The 18,686-nt window shown below is 64.0% G+C and carries 20 protein-coding genes; all 20 read right to left on the minus strand.

From position 1 onward, the window contains the following. Positions 1–16: 16 nt before the first annotated feature. Entirely contained in the window at positions 17–682 is a 666-nt protein-coding gene (locus ASG77_RS07910) for an FtsB family cell division protein (protein WP_056343547.1), read from the minus strand. Between the two features lie 134 nt (positions 683–816). Then, a complete protein-coding gene (gene eno, locus ASG77_RS07915) occupies positions 817–2,097 on the minus strand; it encodes a phosphopyruvate hydratase (protein WP_056343550.1) in 1,281 nt (426 codons plus the stop codon). Between the two features lie 132 nt (positions 2,098–2,229). Then, positions 2,230–2,829, minus strand: a complete 600-nt coding sequence (locus ASG77_RS07920; protein WP_082575901.1) for a MazG nucleotide pyrophosphohydrolase domain-containing protein — start codon at positions 2,827–2,829, stop codon at positions 2,230–2,232. A gap of 61 nt (positions 2,830–2,890) precedes the next feature. Beyond that, entirely contained in the window at positions 2,891–4,039 is a 1,149-nt protein-coding gene (locus tag ASG77_RS07925; RefSeq protein WP_056343556.1) for an adenosine deaminase, read from the minus strand. Between the two features lie 39 nt (positions 4,040–4,078). Beyond that, on the minus strand, positions 4,079–4,807 hold the full coding sequence (locus tag ASG77_RS07930; protein WP_056343558.1) for a DedA family protein: 729 nt from the start codon (positions 4,805–4,807) through the stop codon (positions 4,079–4,081). Positions 4,808–4,912: 105 nt separating this feature from the next. Continuing rightward, a complete protein-coding gene (locus ASG77_RS07935; protein ID WP_056343561.1) occupies positions 4,913–5,542 on the minus strand; it encodes a DedA family protein in 630 nt (209 codons plus the stop codon). A gap of 5 nt (positions 5,543–5,547) precedes the next feature. Then, complete coding sequence (locus ASG77_RS07940; protein ID WP_056343563.1) at positions 5,548–6,861, minus strand: thymidine phosphorylase; 1,314 nt, start codon at positions 6,859–6,861, stop codon at positions 5,548–5,550. Then, on the minus strand, positions 6,858–7,262 hold the full coding sequence (locus ASG77_RS07945; RefSeq protein ID WP_082575902.1) for a cytidine deaminase: 405 nt from the start codon (positions 7,260–7,262) through the stop codon (positions 6,858–6,860). Before ASG77_RS07945 ends, ASG77_RS07940 begins: the two co-directional genes overlap by 4 nt. A gap of 5 nt (positions 7,263–7,267) precedes the next feature. Continuing rightward, entirely contained in the window at positions 7,268–8,593 is a 1,326-nt protein-coding gene (locus tag ASG77_RS07950; protein WP_082575899.1) for an ABC transporter permease, read from the minus strand. Further along, the gene (locus tag ASG77_RS07955; RefSeq protein WP_056343567.1) at positions 8,590–9,960 is read right to left on the minus strand and encodes an ABC transporter permease; all 1,371 of its coding nucleotides are present in this window, start codon (positions 9,958–9,960) and stop codon (positions 8,590–8,592) included. Before ASG77_RS07955 ends, ASG77_RS07950 begins: the two co-directional genes overlap by 4 nt. Beyond that, positions 9,953–11,578, minus strand: coding sequence for an ABC transporter ATP-binding protein (locus ASG77_RS07960; protein ID WP_056343570.1), 1,626 nt, complete (start codon positions 11,576–11,578; stop codon positions 9,953–9,955). The genes ASG77_RS07955 and ASG77_RS07960 overlap by 8 nt, the downstream gene beginning before the upstream one ends. A gap of 178 nt (positions 11,579–11,756) precedes the next feature. Continuing rightward, entirely contained in the window at positions 11,757–12,863 is a 1,107-nt protein-coding gene (locus tag ASG77_RS07965; RefSeq protein ID WP_056343573.1) for a BMP family lipoprotein, read from the minus strand. 316 nt (positions 12,864–13,179) lie between these two features. Further along, positions 13,180–14,202: an NADP-dependent oxidoreductase gene (locus tag ASG77_RS07970; protein WP_056343576.1), complete on the minus strand. Its 1,023-nt coding sequence runs from the start codon at positions 14,200–14,202 to the stop codon at positions 13,180–13,182. Then, complete coding sequence (locus tag ASG77_RS07975; protein WP_056343578.1) at positions 14,199–14,630, minus strand: organic hydroperoxide resistance protein; 432 nt, start codon at positions 14,628–14,630, stop codon at positions 14,199–14,201. The genes ASG77_RS07970 and ASG77_RS07975 overlap by 4 nt, the downstream gene beginning before the upstream one ends. A gap of 45 nt (positions 14,631–14,675) precedes the next feature. Continuing rightward, positions 14,676–15,110 carry a MarR family winged helix-turn-helix transcriptional regulator gene (locus tag ASG77_RS07980; protein ID WP_056343580.1) on the minus strand — a complete coding sequence of 145 codons (435 nt, stop codon included), beginning with the start codon at positions 15,108–15,110 and terminating at the stop codon, positions 14,676–14,678. 339 nt (positions 15,111–15,449) lie between these two features. Beyond that, a complete protein-coding gene (locus tag ASG77_RS07985; RefSeq protein ID WP_056343582.1) occupies positions 15,450–15,719 on the minus strand; it encodes a hypothetical protein in 270 nt (89 codons plus the stop codon). Between the two features lie 85 nt (positions 15,720–15,804). Further along, on the minus strand, positions 15,805–16,917 hold the full coding sequence (locus ASG77_RS07990) for a serine hydrolase domain-containing protein (RefSeq protein WP_162254923.1): 1,113 nt from the start codon (positions 16,915–16,917) through the stop codon (positions 15,805–15,807). 330 nt (positions 16,918–17,247) lie between these two features. After that, a complete protein-coding gene (locus ASG77_RS07995; protein WP_156380227.1) occupies positions 17,248–17,481 on the minus strand; it encodes a hypothetical protein in 234 nt (77 codons plus the stop codon). A gap of 59 nt (positions 17,482–17,540) precedes the next feature. Next, the gene (locus ASG77_RS22215) at positions 17,541–17,699 is read right to left on the minus strand and encodes a hypothetical protein (protein WP_200950700.1); all 159 of its coding nucleotides are present in this window, start codon (positions 17,697–17,699) and stop codon (positions 17,541–17,543) included. An 866-nt stretch (positions 17,700–18,565) separates the two neighbouring features. Further along, positions 18,566–18,686: helix-turn-helix domain-containing protein (locus ASG77_RS22840; protein WP_200950702.1), on the minus strand; the 121-nt coding region annotated here is incomplete at its 5' end.

An 18,686-nucleotide genomic window follows, 5' to 3' on the forward strand; every position in this document is an offset into this window, starting at 1 on the left:
TCCTTCCTCTAGCTGTTCAGTCTGTGGCCGCACGCCTGATGGACTCCCACAGGGAATCCACCCACGGCAGATCGGCGGGGTCTTGTGCTGCTGTGGCGGTCAGGCTACTGCTTGTTCCGGCCGGCAGATCGCCACCGAAGACCCAGTAGCCGGATTCACCCGGCATAACCATGTTAATGCGGTCGCGGGCCTGCTGTTTCACGTAGTTCGGATCCTGCCACCGTGATATCTGCTGCCGCAGGCCGTCCTGCTCGGCCTGGCGGGCGGCGATATCGGCGCTGAGGGCGGCGAGCTCGGCCCGTTTGTCGAAGAAGACCTTCACGGTGGGTGCCAGCATGATGGTGATGGCAATCATGACCACCGCCAGTGCCAGCATGCGGCCGGAGAACGCCTTGGCGGGCACCGGCTGACTGTCATCCTGCATGGTGTCAGGCTTCGGTGTCTTACCCGCGGCGTTACCGCTGTGGCCGCTTCCCTGCCCTTTGCTTGCCGGGAGCCTGGTGTCCGATGCGGATGTTCCGGCGCTGAACGCCGGGCCGGTTTTGCCCTTGTTCCCGCCCTTTGCGCTGCTGGCTGTACCGCCAAAATCGGCGCGGATGACGCCGGCGTCTTCAGTGGCTGGGTCCGTGGTGGCCTGACGCCTCGAAGCGGCTTTGGGAACTTTGGGACGGCGGGTGGCCATGACACTCCTGAAACGTGCGGCCTGCCTCTGGCCGCAACTCTGCGCTTGATGCCGGCTCAATCAATGCCGGCTAAACAAAAACCGGTGGCTATGGTCTTTCAACCATAGCCACCGGTCAGAGGTTTACGCGGCTACTAGCCCTTGAAACGCGGGAAAGCGCTGCGTCCGGCGTAGCGTGCGGCGTCGTCGAGTTCTTCTTCGATGCGCAGGAGCTGGTTGTACTTGGCAACGCGCTCCGAGCGTGCCGGGGCACCGGTCTTGATCTGGCCGGCGTTGGTGGCCACCGAGATGTCGGCGATGGTGGTGTCCTCGGTCTCGCCGGAGCGGTGCGAGGTGATGGTGGTGTAACCGGCGCGCTGGGCCAGGCTGACAGCGTCCAGCGTTTCGGTCAGTGAACCGATCTGGTTGACCTTGACCAGCAGCGAGTTGGCGGTCTTGGTGTCGATGCCGCGCTGCAGGATGGCCGGGTTGGTGACGAAGAGGTCATCGCCGACGAGCTGGACCTTGTCACCGATGCTGTCGGTGAGGGTCTTCCAGCCGTCCCAGTCGTTCTCATCCAGGGGATCCTCGATGGAAACCAGCGGGTAGTCCGCCACGAGCTCGGCGTAGTAGGCGCTCATCTCGGTGGCGGACAGTGCCTTGCCCTCGAACTGGTAGGCGCCGTCCTTGAAGAACTCGGAGGAGGCGACGTCCAGCGCCAGGGCGATGTCCTTGCCCGGGGTGTAGCCGGCGTTCGTGATGGCTTCCTGGATCAGGTCCAGCGCAGCACGGTTGGACGGCAGGTTAGGCGCGAAGCCACCTTCGTCACCCAGACCGGTGGACAGGCCCTTGGCCTGCAGGACGGACTTGAGGTTGTGGTAGACCTCGACGCCCCAGCGGAGGCCCTCGGAGAAGGTCTCGGCGCCGATCGGGACGATCATGAACTCCTGGATGTCCACGTCGGAGTCGGCGTGCGAGCCACCGTTGAGGATGTTCATCAGCGGAACCGGCAGGACGTGCGCGTTGGGGCCGCCCAGGTACTTGTACAGCGGCAGGTCAGCGGAAGCGGCGGCTGCGTTGGCCACGGCCAGGGAGACGCCGAGGATGGCGTTGGCGCCCAGCTTGGCTTTGTTGGGGGTGCCGTCCAGGTCGATCATGGCCTGGTCGATGCTGCGCTGGTCGGTGGCGTCGAAGCCGGTCAGGGCCGGAGCGATCTGGTCGATGACGGCGTCAACGGCCTTCTGGACACCCTTGCCGAGGTAACGGCCCTTGTCGCCGTCACGGAGCTCAACAGCCTCGTGCTCGCCGGTGGAGGCACCGGAGGGAACTGCTGCGCGGCCGATCTGGCCGTCGGAGAGCAGAACTTCAACTTCTACGGTCGGGTTTCCGCGGGAATCGAGGATTTCGCGGGCGTGGATGGCATCGATAAGCGCCATGGATGTGCTCCTTATGGGCGATTTTGGGGGAACGAACAGCTGGAAAAAAGCGTTAAATCTGGGACGTCCTCGTCAGGACCAAGCCTAGTCGAGAGTGGTGCAGGTTACGGAACCCTATCCATCACCCGGACGTCATGATGGTGCCGCGAACTGCCGCCGGATGGCACCCCGCAGGGCACGTTCGGCGTCGAATCCGCTGGCACGTGCGGAGCCGACGACGGCGAGCAGCAGGTCGCCGAGCTCCTCCTCGGAGCCTGGGCCCACGACCGCAGGGTTCCCTGGCCGAGCTTGCGAGGTTAGGGAGCGGTTGGGGACCGACCCGGCTCGCTCGGCCCGGTCAAGGAACTTCTGCGCCTTCGCCAGGGCCGGCAGTGCGTCCGGGATGCCTTCAAAGGGCCCCGTTCGCTCCGGACGTTCCGCAGTCTTCACGGCGTCCCATTTACGGACAATCTCCGCCACCGAGGCAGGGAAGGTGTCCTGCAGCGTGCCGTCGGGCCGGAAGACATGGGGATTGCGGCGGACCATTTTGGCGCTCAACCCGCGGGCGACGTCGTCGAACGTGAACGTGCCGCGCTCCTCGGCGAGCCGGGCGTGCAGCACTACCTGAAGCAGCACATCGCCCAGTTCGCCGCGAAGCTCGGCGTCATCCGCGCCGGTCTCGATGGTTTCGGCAACCTCGAAGGCCTCCTCGAGGAGGTACTCCACCAGCGAGGCATGGGTGAGGGCGCCCATCCACGGGCAGTGCTCCCGCAGCTGGGCTACGACAGCGACCAGCCTGTCGATGGGAGCCTGCTCAGCCAAGGTTGTCGTAGGCGTCGTTGATGTACTCCACCAACGCTTCCTTCTCTTCAAGCGGCAGGAAGGAGGCCTCGGCAGCGTTCAGCGTGAGCTCCAACAGATCGTCGAGGTCGTAGTCGAAGGTTTCCACGAGGAGCTCGAACTCGTCCGTCAGGGTGACGCCGCTCATCAGCCGGTTGTCGGTGTTGATGGTCACGTTGAAGCCAAGCTGGTACAGCATGTCCAGCGGGTGGCTCTCGATGCCCTCGCCGAATCCGGCGATCGCTCCGGTCTGGAGGTTCGATGACGGGCAGATCTCCAGGGCGATGCCCCGGTCGCGGACCCAGCTGGACAGATCGCCCAGGGTGACCAGGCCGATGCTGTCGTCGTCGCCCGCGGCGTCGTCGTCTTCGTCGTCGAACTCCACCATAATGTCCTCGGCGATCCGGACGCCGTGGCCCAGGCGCAGTGCCCGGCCGTCAACGAGGGCGGACTGGATGCTTTCGAGTCCGGCGGCCTCGCCGGCGTGCACCGTCGCGGGAAAGTTGTGCTGGGCGAGGTACGTGAAGGCGTCCTTGAACCGGGACGGGAGGAAGCCGTCTTCTGCTCCGGCGATGTCAAAGCCCACAGCGCCCTTGTTGCGGTGGCGGACAGCCAGTTCCGCGATTTCCTGGCCGCGGTCCGCGTGCCGCATGGCGGTGATCAGCTGACCCACCTGGATTTCGCGGCCGCTTTCGGTCACGGCGTCTACACCGGCTTCGAGGCCTTCCTGGACTGCTTCAACAACCTCGTCCAGGGACAGGCCCTTCTGGAGGTGCTGCTCCGGCGCCCAGCGCACTTCGCCGTATACCACGCCGTCGTCCGCGAGGTCCTCGACGAATTCCTTGGCTACACGGATGAGGCCTTCCTTGGTCTGCATAACTGCGACTGTGTGGTCGAACGTCTCCAGGTAGCGGACCAGTGAGCCGGAATCCGCGGACTCGCGGAACCACTCGCCCAGGGCCACCGGGTCCGTGGAGGGCAGCGTGTGGCCAACGGCCGCGGCCAGTTCGATGATGGTGGCTGGACGCAGACCACCGTCCAGGTGGTCGTGCAGCGAAACCTTAGGCAGGCTCTTCAGGTCGAAATCAATGGCAGGGGCAGCGTCAACAATAGGCTCAGTCACCTTCCAACCTTAGGGTCGGCAGGCGGCTTATGCCAGCCGCTACTTTCCGCGCTGCTCCGCCTCAGCCGGGGAGGGCGCCAGCAGCGGCGAAGCCGCAGAATGCACGGGCACGGAACCTTCAGTGCCGCCGTCGAGCCATTCATCCACAGTTTCGGCGTCATTGCGGGCCAGGTGCTTGTGCCACCAGCGCAGGAGGTGGTCGATCAGGATGCCCAGCACGATCGCGAACACCACGGCAATGCCTGCGCTGAGCAGCGGGTTGTGGTGCAGCCAGGGGAACGAGCTGGCCAGGATCCCGATGCCGATGGAGTACCCCACCCACGTGATGCAGGCGAAGGCATCCAGCAGGAAGAACCGGCGGTGCGCGAAGCCGGTACTGCCGGCCACATAGTTGACCGCCACGCGGCCCCAGGGAATATAGCGCGCCGTGAAGATCAGGACGGCGCCGCGTTTTTCGAGTTCATACCGTGCCCAGCCGAAGGCCTTCTGCACTTTGGGACGCCGCATCCATTTCCAGCGGTTGAGGCCGATCCTGCGGCCGAGCATAAAGGCCATGTTGTCACCGGCGATGGCACCGACCAGGGCAGTCGCGCCCAGGATCCAGAGATTCGGTTCACCGCTGTGCCGGGAAAACGCGGCCAACGCCACAATCAGCGTCTCGCTGGGAACCACCATGGCAAAGCCGTCGATGAAGAAGAACACGAGAAGGACCGGGTAGATCCACCATTGGCCCGCTGCATGGAGCACGGCCTCATTAATAAACTCCACGCGGGTCTTGCTCCTAGACGAAATGATGCAGCCGGAAGTGACGTAAGTCGCTATTCAGTGTCCCACGCCCCGGACCCTGCCCGCTACGCGCGGACGCCGCAAACCTTAGGCTTCCGGATCCTTCAGCCGCTCCACCACAGGAACCTTTCCCCGGACGCGGTTAATGATCAGATCCACCACGATTCCAAGGCCCACTGCGCAGACGATTGCGATGGCCGCGCCGAGCAGATGGTTGTTTTCGAACCACTGGCCGAAGAACAGCCCGATACCCACCGAGTAGGAGGCCCAGAGCGTGGCGGAAAGGACCGTCAGGCCGACGAAGCGCAAGTGCGGATAGTGGGTCACGCCCGCGGTGAGGTTGACGGCGACCCTTCCGATAGGGATGAACCGCGCCACCAGGATGAGGGACGCCGGCCGCTTCCTCAGCTCGTCTCCTGCCCAGCGGAAGGCACTTTGCATCCGCGGTCCGCGCATCCAGTGCCAGCGCCGGGTACCCACCCGGCGTCCAATGAGGTACGCGATGTTGTCGCCTGAGAAAGCGCCCAGGCCCGCGACAGCCATCAGAAGCCAAGGATTGGGGACGTCCGCGGTGGCGGCAACGGCGGACAGGCCCACCACCACGGATTCGCTGGGGATAGGCGGGAAAAAACCGTCGATCAGGCAGCAGGCCAGCACAAGGAGGAGCACCCACGGCTGCCCGGCGGCGGCAAGGATGAATTCATTGATGGCCTGCATTGTCCCTATGCTATTCGGTCGATGATGAGCTGCTGGGCCGGGCGCGACCCTTCCGGGGCAACCGTGACGGCGTGTTCAAGGGATTCCTTGGCGCGCGCGAACTTTTCCGGCGTGTCCGTGAGCAGCGTCATCAGCGGCTCCCCCGCACGGACCAAGGCACCGGGCTTTGCGTGCATGCGGATGCCGGCACCTGCCTGGACGGCGTCTTCCTTGCGGGCACGGCCCGCCCCGAGACGCCACGCCGCAACGCCCACCGCCAGGGCATCAAGCCCAACCAGGACACCGTCGGCCGGGGCGTAAATGACCTCGGATTCCTTGGCGACCGGCAGCTTGGCGCGCGGATCTCCGCCCTGCGCTTCGATCATCCGGTTCCAGACGTCCATGGCCCGGCCGTCCTTCAGCGCGGCCCGGGGATCGGCGTCGTGGACGCCCGCGCATGCCAGCATCTCTTCAGCCAGCCGGACAGTGAGTTCAACGACGTCCTCCGGGCCGCCGCCGGCCAGGACCTCCACGGATTCCTCCACTTCGATCGCGTTGCCAGCGGTGAGGCCGAGCGGCGTGCTCATGTTGGTCAGCAGCGCCACAGTGTTGACGCCCGCGTCCTTGCCGAGGGCCACCATGGTTTCGGCCAGTTCACGTGCCCGGGCCTCGTCCTTCATAAAGGCTCCACTGCCCACCTTCACGTCCAGGACCAGGGACCCCGTGCCTTCGGCGATCTTCTTGCTCATGATCGAGGAGGCGATCAGCGGGATCGCCTCGACCGTGCCGGTGACGTCGCGCAGTGCGTAGAGCTTCTTGTCCGCCGGCGCCAGCCCCGCCCCGGCAGCGCAGATCACGGCGCCGACGTCCTGGAGCTGCGCCATCATTTCGTCGTTGCTCAGGGCCGCCCGCCAGCCGGGGATCGATTCCAGCTTGTCCAGGGTGCCGCCGGTGTGGCCCAGCCCGCGGCCGGATAGCTGCGGCACCGCCACGCCGAACACTGCCACCAGCGGTGCCAGCGGCAGCGTGATCTTGTCCCCCACTCCCCCGGTGGAATGCTTGTCGCTGGTAGCCTTCACGCCGCCGTCGGGCCGCCGGAGGCCGCCGAAGTCCATCCGTTCGCCCGAGGCGATCATCGCCGCCGTCCAGCGCGAAATTTCGGCGCGGTCCATGCCGTTGAGCAGGATGGCCATGTTCAACGCGGCCATCTGTTCGTCGGCGATGACCCCGCGGGTGTACGCGTCAATGGTCCAGTCGATCTGCTCCGGGCTCAGGGCGCCCCGGTCCCGCTTGGTGCGGATGATGTCGACGGCGTCGAATGCCTCAGTTGCCTGTGTCACCTTGGATCCTCCAGGTTTTGGGGACCAAATGCGTCGGGCAGCACCTGGTCCATTGTCTTGATGCCTTGGGTGGTCATCAGCTCCATGCCGGGAGCGCGGAATTCGTAGAGCAGCTGGCGGCAGCGGCCGCACGGCATGAGCACATTGCCCGCGGAGTCCACGCAGTAGAAGGCGCGCAGCAACCCGCCGCCGGTCATGTGCAGGTTTCCCACCAGGGCGCATTCGGCGCAGAGGGAGAGCCCGTAGCTGGCGTTCTCCACGTTGCAGCCGCTGACCAGCCGCCCGTCCTCGGTGAAGGCCGCGGCCCCCACCGGGAACTTCGAATACGGGGCGTAGGCGTTTTTCATGGCGTCCACGGCCGCCGCCTCCAGGGCCTGCCAGTCGACGGCGTTCTGTTCCACGGCCGTCAACCCTTGACGTACGGGATGCCGCTGGCTGCCGGTGGCCGGGACCTGCCCACCAGCCCGGCCACGGCCAGCACGGTCACCAGGTAGGGCAGCATAGCCATGAACTGGCTCGGCACCGGGGTTCCGATGATGGTCACAATGCTCTGCAGGTTGTCTGCAAAGCCGAAAAGCAGGGCCGCAAAGAAAGCGCCAATGGGGTTCCACCGGCCGAAGATCAGCGCGGCGAGGGCAATGAATCCGCGGCCTCCGGAGATTTCCTTGGTGAAGCTGTCGATCGCCACCAGGGTAAAGAACGATCCGCCGATCCCTGCGATGGCGCCGCCGATTGTGACGTTCCAGAAGCGGGTGGCGTTCACGTTGATGCCCAGGGTGTCGGCGGCCTGCGGGTGTTCGCCCACGGCACGTACCCGGAGCCCCCATTTGGTTTTGAACAGGCCCAGCCAGACCACGATGACGGCGACGTACATCAGGTAGCCCACCAGGGTCTGCTTGAACAGGATGGGCCCGATGATCGGAATCCCCGACAGTACCGGAATTTCGATGTTGTCCAGGCCCACCGGCGAATTGAACTGGGCCTTGTTGGCCTGCATGACGGTACTGAACAGGAAGCCGGTGAGGCCGGACACCAGGACGTTGAGGACAACTCCCACGATGATCTGGTTGACCAGGTACTTGATGCTGAAGACCGCCAGGACCATGGAGACGACGGCGCCTGCCACCGCCGCGGCCAGCAGTCCCAGGAACGGGTTCCTGGTCATGGTCGCTACCATGGCGGCGGTGAAGGCACCGCCCAGGAGCTGTCCTTCGATGGCGATGTTCACGACGCCGACGCGCTCGCACAGGACGCCTGACAAGGAACCGAAGACCAGCGGAACGGCCAGCGTGACGGATCCGGCGATGAGGCCCGCGAGCGAAATGCTGGGCGTACGCGCTCCGCCTACAACCCAGATCAGGAAGGCCGTCACGAACAACACGGTGAAGGTGATCGGCAGCCAAGCCGGGGCGGCCTGGCCCTTTGTTTTGAGGAAGACTGCATACGCTGCGAGCCCCAGCAGGATCACGGAAAGCACGATGCCGCCGAGAAAGGCGGGCACTTCAACGGCCGGGAGCTGGAAGAAATCACCGCCCGTGGAAATGCCAAACTCGGCGGTCTGGTTGGGTCCCATCAGGCCAAAAAAGACAAAGGCGACGAGCGCCAGCAGCGCCAGCATGACGGGGGTCTTCCACGTCACCGGCTTGGCCGAGACTGCCACTGACTGGTCTGTGGCTTGTGCGGTTCCGGGCCCCCGCTTTCCGGGCAGGGGCGACGTTGCTGTTGCGCTCATGCTGCGCCTCCTGTGGTTGCTGCCTTCTGGGACCTACCGGCTTTCGCCGGCTTCCTGCGCCGCGGATTCAGCCCGAAGACCGCCCGCACCAGCGGCGGAGCCGCGATGAACAGGACGATCAGGGACTGGACCACCAGGACGATGTCGATGGGGGTGCCGGTCTGGATCTGCATCTGGACGGCTCCGGCGCGGAAGGCGCCGAACAGCAGGCCGGCGGCGAAAGTGCCCCACGGCGTCGAACGGCCCAGCAACGCAACGGTGATGGCGTCAAAGCCGTACGTGGCTGCGACGCCGTCGGTGAGGACCTTTTCCGTGCCCGCCACCTGGGCCACCCCTGACATGCCGGCGAGGGCTCCGGCGATGGCCATCACCAGGATGGTGGAGCGGGACACGTTGATGCCCGCCGTCTGGGCCGCCTTGGGATTGGCACCTACGGCCCGGAACTCAAAGCCGACCGTGGACCTGTTGAGGAGCCACCACACCAGGACGGTTGCGGCGATGGCGAGAATGAAGCCCAGGTGCAGCCGGTACTGTGAGCCAAGGATCTGGGGGTAGACGGCCGTGGGATCCAGGATGGGCGAAATCGGGTTGGATTCGCCCGGTCGCTGGAAGGCCGGCGTGTTTAGCAGATACCCCAGGAAGTACAGTGCCACATAGTTGAACATGATGGTCAGGATGACCTCGTGGGCGCCTGTCCGCGCCTTCAGGAGCCCCACCAGCCCGCCCCAGAGTGCACCGCCGACGATGCCGGCTACGAGGACCAGCAGCAGGTGCAGTCCGACGGGCAGGTGCAGTGCGAAGCCCACCCAGGCGGCGAGGATGCCCGCCATGATGATCTGGCCCTGGGCGCCGATGTTGAAGAGGCCGGCGCGGAATGCCAGGGCCACGCCAAGGCCAGCCGTGATCAGGGGTGTCGCGATCGTCAGGGTTTCCATCAGCGGGGCGAACTGGACCCCGACGCTTGAAGCCAGCGGGTTGAAGATCGCCCCCTGGAACAGGGCGACGTAGGAGCCAGTTGCGGCGGTCCAAACAGCGGAGAGGAAATCAGAGGGCCGGGCGAACAAATAGGTGGAGGTGGCGCCGACCCGCTCATCCGTGCTGGCAATCAGCAGGCCTCCGATGATGAGGGCAAGCAGCACGGCCAGTACGGAAACCATGCCGCTGCCGGTGAAGATCCTCCGGGCCAGCGTTTCGGAACCGCCGGGCAGCTTTCCGCTCTGGGCCGTAGCCGGAACCGCGGACGGTTCCATGGCTCCGCCGGCTGTATCCAAGGCGACCGCTGCGGCCGTCTCCTCGGCAGCGGGACTGGCCCCAACGGGTTTGGCATGCTGGCCAGCCGAGTGTTTGCGGGGATGTTTGTCAGACATGGTCGCCTCCTTCGGCGCTGGCAGTGGAGGTCCGTGGGGTCTCGGGAGTGTCCGTTCCCGGGTGCCCGTTTTCTGCGGGCAGCTTGTCGGCGTGCGACGTGTCCGTTGGTGCAGCGTCCTCCGGCGATATCCCGGCCATCATCAGGCCCAGGACGTCCCGGCCGGTACCCGCCGGCACGATGCCCACCAGCTTGCCTTTATAAACGACAGCAATCCTGTCGGCGAGTTCCATGACCTCGTCCAGTTCCGTGGACACAATCAGGACAGGCGTTCCGTGGTCGCGTTCAGCAACGATCCGCTTGTGCAGGAATTCGATGGAACCAACGTCAACACCGCGTGTGGGTTGGGAGGCGATGAACAGCCGTAACGGCCGGGACAGTTCCCTGGCCATGACCACCTTCTGCTGGTTGCCTCCGGACAGCGTCCCCGCAGCCAGGGACCCTGACTGGGTGCGGACGTCGAACTCGCCAATCCGCGTTTTCGCGTTCTCGAGGACTTTCGCCGGGCTCATGCTGATCCCCTTGGCGAAAGGGGGCTGGTCGTAACGGTCCAGGATGAGGTTCTCGGCGATGGAGAACGTGCCGATCAAACCGTCCACTGAGCGGTCTTCCGGAACAAACCCGACACCGGAGTTGAGGACGTCCTTGACGCTTCGGCCCAGGAGCTCTTCGCCGTCGAGCATAATCGAGCCGTGTACGCGTTCCTGCAGGCCAAGGATGGCCTCGGTCAGTTCCGTCTGCCCGTTTCCCTGGACTCCCGCAAGCGCCAGAATCTCGCCCCGCGCAATGTCGAAGCTGATGCCGTCCACGACGTGTTGTCCGCTCGGGGCAATGACGGTGAGGTCCTTGACCTGGAACGTCCTCTCCCGCGGCTTGGCAGGAGCCTTGTCCAGGGTGAGGCTGACGGCGCGGCCCACCATCATGGATGCGAGTTCCGCCGTGGACGCCGCAGGGTCGGCGCTGCCTACCACCTTGCCGCGCCGGATCACCGTGATGGTGTCGGACACCGCTTTGACCTCACGGAGTTTGTGAGAGATGAAGACGATGGACGTTCCGCTGCTTTTCAGCTGGCGCATGATGTCCAGCAGCTCATCGGTGTCCTGGGGCGTCAGCACCGCCGTCGGCTCATCAAGGATCAGGACCCGGGCGTCGCGGACCAGCGCCTTGATGATTTCCACCCGCTGCTGTACGCCCACCGGGAGGTCCTCCACCAGGGCGTCGGGGTCGACATCGAACCCGTAGCGGTCCGAAATCTCCTTGATCTTGCGCCGGGTGTCATCCAGGTTCAGGAAGCCGCCGGTTTTTGTGGACTCGGCTCCAAGGGCCACATTCTCGGCAACCGTGAAAACAGGAACGAGCATAAAGTGCTGGTGCACCATGCCGATCCCGGCAGCCATGGCGTCGCCGGGGCCCCGGAAGGAGACTGGTTTATCGTCAATGAGGATCTCACCCTCGGTGGGCTCGTATAGCCCGTACAGCACATTCATCAGGGTGGACTTGCCGGCCCCGTTCTCGCCCAGCAGACAGTGGATCTGTCCGGGTTCAACCACCACGTCGATGTGATCGTTGGCGAGCAGGGAGCCGAAGCGTTTGGTGATCCCTCTGAGTTCAAGTTTCAAAACTCTGACCAATCTCGAAGCGTCCGGTGAATCCCACCGGACGGGATATGTGGCTGCAGCACCAGCCTAGTGCGTGCAGTCCTGCATGGGCGGTCTCGCCGATGGGCGAACTCCAACAAAAAACGCCACCGCCCGGCCAGTCGATGACCATCCGGGGGTGGCGCTTTTGTGGGGATGACTAAGCCTTGGGGCTCGCCGCAGACTCGACCTTCAGCTTGCCGTCGATGATGTCCTTTTTGAGCTGCTCCAGCTCGGACTTCAGCCCGGCCGGGACATCGGCTTCGAAATTGTGGAACGGTGCCAACTGGACGCCGTCGTTCGCCAGCGTGCCGACGTAGGGCGTGTTGGTGAACTTGCCGTCTTTGTCATCCTTAACCACGGTTTCAACAGCTTCGCCCATCAGCTTCATCACCGAGGAAAGCATGATGTCCTTGTACTCCGGTGCGGTCAGGAAGCCGTCGGAGTCAACCCAGATGAGCTTGACGTCCTTGCCCGCAGCCTTCGCCTCCATGAGGGCTGCGCCGGCGCCCTTGCCCACCGGGCCGGCGACGGGCAACACGATGTCCGCTCCCTGGTCGAGGAAGTTCTGCGTCAGCTGCTTGCCTTTGTCCTGCTTTTCGAAATCGTTGGTGAAGCTGCCGTCCTGGGTGGCTTTGTCCCAGCCAAGGACCTTGACGTCCGTGCCTTTCTTTTCGTTGTAGTACTTGACGCCGTCGGCAAAGCCGTCCATGAAGATGGTCACGGTGGGGATTTTCCTGCCGCCGAACGTGGCCACGCTTCCGGTCTTGGTGGTGCCTGCCGCCAGGTATCCGGACAGGAACGCGGCCTGGGCGGTGTCGTAGATGATCGGCTTGACGTTGCTGATGGGCGGGTCGTAGCCGAAGTCGATGATGGCGAAGTGGCTGTTCGGGTTGGCCGCGGCCTGAGCCTTGGTGGCGTCACCGAGCAGGAAGCCGACCGTCAGGGTGAGGTCGCAGTTGGCGGCAACCATGGCCCGCAGGTTCGGCTCGAAGTCATTATTCGTCTTGGACTCGACCTGGTTGACTTTGATTCCCAGGTCGGCCTCTGCTTTCTTCAGGCCCTCGTACGATGACTGGTTGAACGACTGGTCGTCGAATCCGCCGGAGTCCGAGACGATGCAGCCGGTGTAGTCACTGGCCGTCGCGCTCGGGCTGCCGGCTTCGGGCGGTGCACCGCAACCGGCCAGCAGGAGTGCGGTAGCACCCATGGTGGCCACGCCTGCAACTGAACCGCGCTTGAGGTGTGCACGCAGTGATGTCTTCAAGATTCCTCCAGGATGAAGAGAGAGGCGCTACGACGTGAATTCAATGAGTGTCTGTTTCAACCCTGAAATTCTGTTTTCACTGACGGTCCGCAGCACTGCGCCGAAGCGCTCTGATACAAGCCACTTTAGTGTCCTGCGCCACATCGGTTAGCACATTCCGGCCCGATTCTGAAGATTGTTGAGATTTTGTTACCAAGCAGTAGGGAGCAGTGTCCCAGCGGCCCCAAGCCCGCGGGTTAAGCGCGAACGAACACTTGGGGCCCGGCGAAAAAGGGCCTCAAGTGTTCGTTCGCGCTGTCTATTTTTGGGGGTCCGCTTAGAGGCGGACCAGCATCTTGCCGGTGTTGGCGCCGTCGAGCAGGTCCATAAATGCCCGCGGGGCGTTCTCCAGGCCGTCAACCACCGTTTCGTCATACTGGAGGCTTCCGTCAGCGAGCCAGCCTGCGGCCTTTTCGGCAAATTCGCCCATGAGGTGCCAGTAGCTGCCCACCAGGAACCCGCGCAGGGTGAGCCGCTTGCCAATGGCCAGCATGAGGTTCCGCGGCGCCGGGGTGGGCTCGGTGGAGTTGTATTGGGCGATGGCGCCGCACATGGCCACGCGGCCTCCCACGTTGAGGACCGCCAGGGCTGCTTCCAGGTGCTCGCCGCCCACATTGTCAAAGTAGACGTCAATGCCGGCAGGTCCTGCGGCGGTGGCAAGCTGCTCGCGAACGGGCCCGTCGTTGTAGTTGAAGGCGGCGTCGAAGCCCAGTTCCAGGAGCCGTGCGACCTTATCGGGCGTGCCCGCGCTCCCGATGACCCGGGAGGCGCCCATCGCCTTGGCGATCTGGCCCACGAGCGAACCAACCGCGCCCGCCGCGCCGGACACAAATACGGCGTCGCCGGGTTTGAATTCGGCCACTTTCAGCAGGCCGGCGTATGCGGTGAGACCGGTCATGCCCAGGACTCCAAGGAACGCCGACGCCGGCGCGAGGTCCGTGCGGGCAACCGAGGTCGCCGATGCGTCCAGCACAGCGTATTCCCGCCACCCAAGTTGATGTACGACGGCGTCCCCCACCGTGCGTCCCTCGGCCCTGGACGCGATAACCTCACCCACGGCCCCGCCGTCGAGCGCTGCATCCAGCGCGAAGGGCGCTGAGTAGGACTTGACGTCGTTCATCCGGCCGCGCATGTAGGGGTCCACGGAGACAAAGAGGTTGCGGACCAGGATCTGGCCGTCCTGAAGCTCCGGCAGCGGTGATTCGGCCAGCCGGAAGTTTTCCGGGACGGGGCGTCCCGTGGGGCGCGACGCCAGGCGGATTTCACGGGTGGACGTGGGCAGTGCCGTTAGTGTGCTCATGCTGCGAACTCCAGGATCTTGATGTCCACGGTCATGTTTCCGCGGGTGGCGTTGGAATAGGGGCAGATCTGGTGGGCTTTGGCTACCAGGGACTCGGCCGTGGCGAGATCCAGGGCCGGAACCGCGATCTCCAGTTCAGCAGCGAGACCGTAGCCCACGCCGTCGTTCAGTGCGCCAAAGTGGATCTTGGCCGCCACGGCTGAATCGGTCAGGTCTGCGCGCTCCTTGCGCCCCACGAGGCGGAGCGCCGAGTGGAAGCATGCCGCGTAACCGACGGCAAAAAGCTGCTCCGGGTTGGTTCCCTGGCCGTCACCGCCCAGCTCCACGGGGCTGGCAAGGCTGACATCCAGCTTGCCGTCATTGGTGCGTGCGTTGCCGTCGCGGCCTTCGCCGGAAGCCAGGGCCTCGGCAGTGTAGAGAGTCTTCATATGTGGTCCGTCCTGTTGGATGTGGATAACGGAAATCTTGGGCGCTCAGTGCGCGCGGTGAAGGGCTTCTGTGAGCCTTTCAAGGGTGGTGCGAAGCTGTTCCAGCTCATCGGCTGACAACCCGGCCGCGTCCGCAAGGTGCCGTGGAATCCCGCTGGCCTTGCTGCTGAGCGAGCGTCCGGCCGGCGTCAGGTGGACTGCAACACGGCGCTCATCTTCCCCGGACCGGCGGCGCTCCACGAGCCCCATAGCCTCAAGCCGCTTGAGCAGCGGCGACAGCGTGCCGGAGTCAAGGCCCAGTTCCTCGCCGAGCTCCTTGACGCCCTTCGGCTCCGATTCCCAGAGGACCAGCATCACCAGATACTGCGGGTACGTCAGGCCGAGGTCTTCCAAGACGGGGCGGTAAACCGCTGTTGCCGCGCGGGACGCGGAGTACAGCGCAAAACACACCTGGCGGTCGAGGCGGGGGGCTTCAGTCATACCTAAGACGGTAGTCCACAATTCAATTGTGCACAACTTACCGCGCCAGAGAGACGCGCGGACGAGCAGATAACACCCTCAAAACCGGGTTTTGAGGGTGTTATCTGTGAATCGCAGCGATAAATGGCGGCGTTTTCGCTGCGATAAATGTCACCCCGGCCGCCCGTTAGCCGAACCTTCTACAGGAAACAGTCAAGCTGGGGCTTAGGCGAAACAGAAGGATCTCTCCAGGGCCGGCGTACGGATTGCCTTTGGCAGGCCTGTCCTTGGCTAAGCACCTTAAGGCCAGTCCACGAGTCGGCTGAGTGATTGTAATTGCGACGTCTGGCGCCGCGATCTTTAGCGGTCGGTCTTGACCACCGTGAACAGCGCCGTCGAGTCCTCTTCCGCTTCCAGGCTGTGCAGCCCGTCCGGCACGATCAGGAGATCCCCGGCCTCGCCCGGGTTCTGGTGCTCGCTGAGCTCCGTGCCGGCACGGAAAGCCATAACAGTCTGGCGCAGCTTCTTCTCATGCCCGCCGAAAGCCGTATCGGCTGCCCGCCCGCTGGGTGCCACAACAGCGGCAGCGATCTGCTGACGGGCCAAAGCCTCAATCGACATCTCTTGCATTACGCAACCGTACTCACGATTGCGGGCATTGCCGAGGGCCGTTCATCCGCCGTATCAGCCCATAGCTAATGCCTGCGTCACCGCATTAGCAGCTGAGGTCGAGTGCCGTCCGCGCGGCCCTGTACAGCGCGTCCGGTCCGAGAGGATTATCGGGATTGTATGCCGAGGGGTCCCACGATTCCGGCGGGTACGTGATGGCAATGGCCACCTGCCGCTTGCCGTCCGCGCTGGTGACCACCGTGGTCCGGTACCCGGCCCAGTCGCCGTCGTGCCCATAGTAAAAGCCACCGCAGACGTCCTTCCATCGCAGCAGGCCCATTCCGTAGAAGCCGAAAGGAGCCAGCTGCATCTGCTGGATGGTGGCCGGTTTCAGGAGCCGCCCCTCCATGAGCGAGGCGAAGAACGTGTTCAGGTCGCCGACAGTCGAGACTACGCCGCCCGCGGGGTTGCCTACGATTGCACCTAAATAGGCTGAGTCCAGCCGTTCGCCGTCAACCTCGACTTGGCCGTGGATCATGGTCGACGGAGGCGGACCGGTGCCTGTCAGATGCGTGTCCTTCATTCCCAGTGGGTCAAAGACATCGTTTCGCAGGATCTCGGCCACTGGCCGGCCGTGAAGGCGCTCCAGCATGAGGCCGAGCACGAGGTAGTTCGAGTTTGAGTAGTCCGCGCCGCTGCCGGGCGTCCGCACCCATGGCATTGCTTTTGACAAGGCCAGGCTCTCACCCAGCGACAACTTCTGCGTCAACGCCTGGCGGATGGGCCGGGAGCTGAACAGTTCCTCCTCGTAGCTGGGGATTCCACTTTCGTGCCGCAGGAGATGAGCCACCGTGACGGCGCCCCGGGGATTCACCAGGCTGTCGAATTCGGGGAGGTGCTTCGTTACCGGATCCTGCAGCTGAACGTGGCCTTCCTCCACCAGTTTGAGGACCGAGACGGCCACCATGGACTTGGTGACGCTGGCGATGTGCGTGGAATTCGAGGCTTCAGCCGGCGCCGGGCTGCCCAGACTGCGGACCCCACCGGCATGTGACCAGACGTCGCCGTTGATCCGCGTCTCGATCAGGACGGCCGGAGCCCCGAGGTCCAGCATCCGCCTGCTGAAATCCTCAAGGCCGGCCCTGTACTTCTCGGCGGACTGGGTGGTCTGCACAGGCGCCTCCGGGGCCGCGGTGCATCCGGTCAGCACTATAGCCATGATGGCAGCCGGAACCAGGAAGCGCAGGAGCGGCGGGAGGAATTTCCGTGAATGGGGTCTCGTGGGCTCCGACATGTCAGCACGTCCCTTGTGGGTCGGGAGGCGCAGGGAGCACGGACGGGCAGGCTGCGCCGATACCGCCCATGTTCGTCAACCCCTCCCGTGGCGTCAAGGCAACGGCGGCACCGCCGTAAACGCAGTCCTCAGCCGTGCGTGACTGCAGCACCCAGCAGCCCAAACAGCGTTCCGGCCGCCAGGGCAATAGGGGCGCGCCTCCGCGTGCGATACAGCCAGCGCACTGCGAATACAGCCAAGGCGAGAATGAGCCCGTTAACTACGCTCATCTCTGCGAATCCCGAGACCGTAATCGGGGAAGCTGCTGCCAATTTTCTTCATCTCGTTTACGGATGCGTCGGACACCAGGTCTCCGCGGAAGAGGGCCCCGAAAAAGGTGTTGACGTCGGACATGGTTGAGACGGCACCACCGAATGGTGCTCCCATATCGACTTCAGCCTGCGTGACGTCGAGGCGTTCGCCTCGCAAGGTGATGTAGTTGCGGACCATTTCGGATGCCCCTCGGAGGTCTTCATCGATGGAAGTCCGCCTCAGTTGAAGAGGATTGATCACGTCCACCATTTCTTCAGCGCCCAGCCGTTAGTGGCGCCACGACCACTCTCATCCTTACCGCAGCGCAGGCAACGCTTATACAGGCCTCCATCTTCAGTATGTTCAATGTGCCAATGGTGGTGGATACCAAATTTGCACAGCAGGGCCTGGATCATGGCCAACTCCGATCTGAACCGCAGCGCTCGATGACTCCAATGATGGCCTTCACACCACCGCAATAGAAGGGGGAATCAGTAGGGCCAAGCACTGCTACCGGCGCGCTCGTAACCAGTTCGCGAACGACTGCATAACCGAGGGTGCACCCGGAGGCAGGCGTGTTGCCGCAGTGTCCGTACAAGGATCGCTTTACCCACTTCTTGGCCCTGGTAGTCAGGAAGCACGGCCACGTCCTGGATGTAGAAGTACTTCACGCCGTCACCTTCAACCGCCCGGGGCATTCATGTACTTGCGGGGGCGGCTGGACTCACCCTCCTGCCGTCGGCCCTATCCAGGCACTGTAGTTGCCTCCTGTTCCTCCGCCGCCGCTATCGTCATCCTTGCCACATAGGCGACAGCGTTTATACACGCCGCCGTCTTCGGCATGTTCGATGTGCCAATCGTGCCGGATGTTCAGCTTGCACAGCAGGGCCTGGATCATGGCAGCCTCCGATTCAAATCGCAGCGCTCTGTACCTTCAACTATGGCCTTCGCCCCCTCGCTGGGGAACTGGCAGTTTGTCAGGCTAGGGCATGACGGAGCCCGACGCGTGCTCCTGATTGATTGACATTTGCCCGCAATATGGGCGCGTGCTGTCAGCTGGAAAGGTCAGGAGGATGGCATTTCAAAAACGGTCGTTCGTGAGACTGCCCTGAAGTGTCGTTTTCAGGAGTCGACTGCACAGGCGCCCGCGGAATCCCGGGGTAGTGCAGACGAGTATGGACATTGAAATGTCAGAAGTGCCCTGCACGGAAGTGCATTCTGCTCAATAGTCCTCTGCACCAACAGTCATTTTTGAGAAGTCGTCCGCACCAACCTGCAGGAACTACTTCTTTGGTGCCTCGGTCGCGCCTGTTGCCGGGACCCATCGGTAGAGGGTGGGCACGGAGACTCCTAGGGTGTCGGCGACCTCCCGGGGCGGTGTTCCCTGGTGGAGGAGCTTTCGG

Origin of the sequence: Arthrobacter sp. Soil762, assembly GCF_001428335.1 — a bacterium.
Lineage (GTDB): Bacteria > Actinomycetota > Actinomycetes > Actinomycetales > Micrococcaceae > Arthrobacter.

Excerpts from the sequence above, each read along its gene's own strand:
- ASG77_RS07980 (WP_056343580.1), bottom strand. The coding sequence starts at position 15,110 with ATGACTGAAGCCCCCCGCCTCGACCGCCAGGTGTGTTTTGCGCTGTAC.
- ASG77_RS07975 (WP_056343578.1), bottom strand. The coding sequence starts at position 14,630 with ATGAAGACTCTCTACACTGCCGAGGCCCTGGCTTCCGGCGAAGGCCGC.
- ASG77_RS07910 (WP_056343547.1), bottom strand. The coding sequence starts at position 682 with ATGGCCACCCGCCGTCCCAAAGTTCCCAAAGCCGCTTCGAGGCGTCAG.
- ASG77_RS07990 (WP_162254923.1), bottom strand. The coding sequence starts at position 16,917 with ATGGCTATAGTGCTGACCGGATGCACCGCGGCCCCGGAGGCGCCTGTG.
- ASG77_RS07955 (WP_056343567.1), bottom strand. The coding sequence starts at position 9,960 with ATGTCTGACAAACATCCCCGCAAACACTCGGCTGGCCAGCATGCCAAA.
- ASG77_RS07920 (WP_082575901.1), bottom strand. The coding sequence starts at position 2,829 with ATGGGCGCCCTCACCCATGCCTCGCTGGTGGAGTACCTCCTCGAGGAG.
- ASG77_RS22215 (WP_200950700.1), bottom strand. The coding sequence starts at position 17,699 with ATGATCCAGGCCCTGCTGTGCAAATTTGGTATCCACCACCATTGGCAC.
- ASG77_RS07985 (WP_056343582.1), bottom strand. The coding sequence starts at position 15,719 with ATGCAAGAGATGTCGATTGAGGCTTTGGCCCGTCAGCAGATCGCTGCC.
- ASG77_RS07950 (WP_082575899.1), bottom strand. The coding sequence starts at position 8,593 with ATGAGCGCAACAGCAACGTCGCCCCTGCCCGGAAAGCGGGGGCCCGGA.
- eno (WP_056343550.1), bottom strand. The coding sequence starts at position 2,097 with ATGGCGCTTATCGATGCCATCCACGCCCGCGAAATCCTCGATTCCCGC.
- ASG77_RS07995 (WP_156380227.1), bottom strand. The coding sequence starts at position 17,481 with ATGGTCCGCAACTACATCACCTTGCGAGGCGAACGCCTCGACGTCACG.
- ASG77_RS07970 (WP_056343576.1), bottom strand. The coding sequence starts at position 14,202 with ATGAGCACACTAACGGCACTGCCCACGTCCACCCGTGAAATCCGCCTG.
- ASG77_RS07935 (WP_056343561.1), bottom strand. The coding sequence starts at position 5,542 with ATGCAGGCCATCAATGAATTCATCCTTGCCGCCGCCGGGCAGCCGTGG.